This window comes from Planctomycetia bacterium (genome assembly GCA_034440135.1).
GTDB lineage: Bacteria > Planctomycetota > Planctomycetia > Pirellulales > JALHLM01 > JALHLM01.
In genome coordinates this window covers 1-4,058 of the sequence record JAWXBP010000465.1, presented here as the reverse complement: position 1 = coordinate 4,058, position 4,058 = coordinate 1, and the positions used below count along the sequence as shown (strand labels likewise).

Annotated in this window: 4 protein-coding genes; all 4 read left to right on the top strand. The window is 62.0% G+C overall.

The window, feature by feature from the left end; translation table 11 throughout:
* Positions 1-81 precede the first annotated feature (81 nt).
* On the top strand, positions 82-1,428 hold the full coding sequence (locus tag SGJ19_26620) for a hypothetical protein (protein ID MDZ4783838.1): 1,347 nt from the start codon (positions 82-84) through the stop codon (positions 1,426-1,428).
* 165 nt (positions 1,429-1,593) lie between these two features.
* Entirely contained in the window at positions 1,594-2,181 is a 588-nt protein-coding gene (locus SGJ19_26615; GenBank protein MDZ4783837.1) for a hypothetical protein, read from the top strand.
* 26 nt (positions 2,182-2,207) lie between these two features.
* The gene (locus tag SGJ19_26610; protein MDZ4783836.1) at positions 2,208-3,719 is read left to right on the top strand and encodes a hypothetical protein; all 1,512 of its coding nucleotides are present in this window, start codon (positions 2,208-2,210) and stop codon (positions 3,717-3,719) included.
* Positions 3,720-3,755: 36 nt separating this feature from the next.
* Positions 3,756-4,058 (top strand): hypothetical protein (locus SGJ19_26605; protein ID MDZ4783835.1); only part of this gene is annotated, 303 nt, incomplete at its 3' end.

The window sequence follows — 4,058 nt, the reverse complement described above, 5'->3', positions numbered from 1 at the left end:
TCAAAGTCCTCAAACGTATGGCCTACGGCTACCGAGACGACAACTACTTCTTTCTCAAAATCCGCCAGGCTTTCCCCGGAATTGGGTGAAGAACCGAAAGTTTTTCGGCATCCCGCCGGCGTGCGGTCGATCCATTGGAGCTCCGACGGCAAGTTGCTAGTCTGCGGTTGCGAAGACCGCAATCTGTACACTTGGCGCGTGCAGGACGGGCAGCAGCAGCGCGTGTTTGTCGGTCATCAAGGAACGCCCGCACGCGTAGCGTTTCACACCAACGGACAATTGTTGGCCAGCTATGGTTGGGACGCCACGCTCAGGCTTTGGCACGTCGCTAGCGGCGCTCAACTGTTATTCGTAACGCTAGAACGGGATGATATTGTCGGTCCCATGCAGTTTGTTCGCGACGGAAACGCGATCCCTGTGCCCGCGGCGGGTGGGCAAGTGGGACAGGTGGAGTTTTCGTTCTCCTCCTGTTGTCGCACGTGGCGCAATGAATTCGCCGCCAAGGTCACGGACGTGGTTATCGACAGGACCGAGAAACTGCTAATCTCTTCGTCGATGCAGAAGGATGGCGTTCGCGTGCGTCGACTGCCGGACGGACTGGAATTGGCGCATGTTCCATTGAGCGCCGTCTCGACAGTTATTGACTCCCAGAATTCGAGGTTGTTCACCGGCGGCGAAGCGGGCGTTCAGCTTCGGGCCGTGAAACTCATGCATGCAGACGGGTTGATCCAGGCGATCGATCTCAGTGAACCGCAAACCCTGTTGGCGGCGGCATCGCGACCAGAATACTTGGCGCTCTCTTCGGCGGGCGACGGGCTATTCGTCGCTTGTTACGGCGATTCGCGAGTCCGCCGGATCGAGACCGGGGGGTCGCATGAGGTTACGGCGACCGGCGCGCATCGCGGACTGCGCTTCGTCGCGGTGGATCCGCAGAACCAATGGATCGCCAGCGGAAACTGGCACGGAAGTGACGTGCGGATTTGGGATGCCCATTCCGGGAAACTGCTTCAGACGTTGGCTGACGTCCCCAATTCGTGCGTCGCCACCGATCCCTCCGGTCGCTGGTTGATCACAGGCGGAGAAGGTGAACGGGCCCGACTGGAATACCTGCAATGGGACACCACCTCGTGGCAGGTGTATCGCGCGCTCCCCTGCGAGTCCACCAGGCTTCCGTCGGGCGTTGCGAGTTTCTCCGGGGATAGACAATGGTTGGCGCTCGCGCTCAACGGCAACACCGTTCAGCTCGTTCACGCCGAATCGGGAAAAGAACTCGGTAGATTTGCGCTCCCCGCCTTCTCGTCCCTGCAATCCCTGCACCTGAGTCCCCAAGGGCGATGGCTGGTTGCCGGGACAATGTCAGGGGAGGTCCATCTCTGGGACCTGGCACTTATCCGCAGTGAGCTCGCGGCTCTGGGCCTGGACTGGTAGCCGCAGGGCAACCAGCCGCTCAGGGCGCTCCAATCGGAAATTCTTTCTCAAATTCCTGTCCCGACGCGAGGTCGGCGCGCAGTACTTCTGTTGGAGACACCGCGGAGATATAGCGCGCTGATCCCGCGTCCGCGAGGCGCCAGCGACACGAATACGAGGCCAGCCATGAGAAAGCATCTCGGTAGGAACACGTCAGGGGACCGCCTGAGACGGCCGGCGGCAAAGCCGCGTCTGCCACGGCGACGCCGAATCTGGTTCGAGGAACTGGAGTTCCGCACGCTGCTGGCCACGGTGTCCTGGGCGGTCGATCGGGATGGGTTTTGGGACGTGGCTGGCACTTGGAGCACGGGGGCTGTGCCGCTGTCGGGGGACGACGTCATCATCGATCGCCCAGGGGCCGACGTAACGGTGACGTTGCGGAGTGGTACCGCGACGGTCAACGTGTTGACGAGTCAGGAGTCGCTCGTCGTTACGGGCGGAACGCTGTCCGTGGGACGGGATTCCACGGTCCGCGATCTGAATATCGCGAATGGAACCGTTACCGGCGCAGGGGGCGTAGCGATTGGCGAGACCTTGGACTGGATTGGCGGCAATTTCACAGGGTCCGGCAAGACCGTCATCGCCGCAACCGCCACGTTCACTTATGCGGCGGGAACGCGGACGACGATCCGAGGTTTTGAGCTGACCGGCCCGGCCAGTATTCTGTCCGGAAGCCTCGGACTGGACGGAGACGGTTTCATCCGGGAAGGGTGAACATTGCGACGGCGTCCGAACTGGTCGTGACTGCGAACATCAATGTGCGCCGTCCGGCCGAAGTGACCGGAGCCGGAGTATTGCGGATTGGCGGCAGCGCAACCGGCGTGTTGAGTGTGGAAGATGAAGTTGCGGTCGATCGGGTCAGCTTGCGGACCTTCGGAACCATCGCTGGCCCCAAGGCGCTCCAGATCGAGCAGCACTTCGACTGGCAAGGGGGCAGTATTGATGCAACGGCCACGGTGGTCACGGAACCACAGGCCACGTTGTTGATCAGCACCGGCTCCAGCCATACGCTCGACGGCCAATTGACGGTTCAGGGCAGCGGCCAATGGACGGGCGGCGGGATCGGCCTGGGCGGGACGTTGCTCATCGAGTCAGGCGGTGCGTTCGAAATCGTGTCCGATCAAACGATCTCGACGCGAACTGGTCCGGCGCAGGTCGTGAATCAGGGAACGCTGCGCAAAACGACCACGACCGGCTTTACCACCTTCAGCGGCACAACGGCGTTCGTCCATTCCGGAAAGGTCGACGTACAAACGGGGATCCTGTATCTGGATGGCGTTTCGACCATAAGCGGCCATGTGCTGATCGCGGCCGGCGCATTTGTCGACGTGGCGGGAACGTTTCGGATGCAGGATGGCAGTCGCGTGTTGGGGGACGGAGCGCTACGCGTGGGCGGCTCCGCCACGGGCGACGTTCACGTCGAGGCGGATGCCGACGTCGACAGTCTAACGCTGCGTTCGTTCGCCACGGTTTTTGGTCCGCGCACGGCTACGATTCGTCGCCATTTCGACTGGCAGGCCGGCACGATCGATCACAGCGCGGAGTTGGAAGTTGATCCTGCCGCGACGTTCGCTATCAGCTCCTCCTCCAGCCACACTCTGGACGGCTCGCTGATCCTCGACGGCGACGGCCTGTGGACTGGCGGGGGCATTGCGCTGGGCGGCCTGTTGTCGCTGGGGCCAACCGCCACGTTGGAGATTGAAGTCGATCAGAATGTCAGCGCCCGCACCGCGCAAGCCCGCGTCGTCAACTCAGGACAGATCCGCAAAGGCGCCACCGGCGGAACGACCACGTTCGCGAGCGGCGTCGACGTCATCAATTCGGGCGAATGGCGCGTGGAGACGGGCACGTTCCACTTTGCATTAGGCCTCGACCTTTTCAATCATTGTGAGTTCCCGATTCGCAACTTGGAACTCGCAGAGTTTGCGATTGAGTCGATTGACCTGGGCGGGCTCACGATCGGCGGCGGATTGGGTCTCGGTTTGCTCGATATCGACGCCGACGGCGACGGCGTCCGAGACGAAAAGGCGATGTACGGACGCATCCTGGGGCAGGTCGCCTACTCGGACGTCGGCGTCGGCGTGGAACTGATTGTCACGCAATACGGCCCGGTGCTGGGCCGCCTCTTCGCAGGCGTGCCGATCCCCATTGGAATGCTCGTGGGCGCGGTGATCGGCACCGTCGTACCTGGCGCTGGAACCGCGGTGGTCGCGCAGATCGGCGATCGCACTGGTTTCATCCTCACCGGCTAGAAAGGGGGGATCAACTTCGGCGACAACCGTTTCGAAGTGGAGGACCCGCTCGAACTGGTCGACAATCCGCTGTTCTACTCGCCGCTGCAAGTGACGCTCGATTCGACCCGCTCGAAAGTGGAAGCAGCCGCTCAGAACGGCAACTTCACCTGGAACCAAGGATTCACCATCTCCGCTGCCGGCACGCTGACGAATACCTACGTGCAAGGCATGATCTCCGGCACGATGACGCTAGGGATGAATGTCGGCTTTGCCGACGGCGGCGATGGGGGAGTGGAATTATTCGCTTCCGGCACGCTCAACGTCATCGGCGTGCCGCTCGCCGGGACGGGTATCGTC

Bases quoted from the DNA above. Each gene is read 5' to 3' on its own strand.
- SGJ19_26615 (MDZ4783837.1), top strand. From the start codon at position 1,594: ATGAGAAAGCATCTCGGTAGGAACACGTCAGGGGACCGCCTGAGACGG.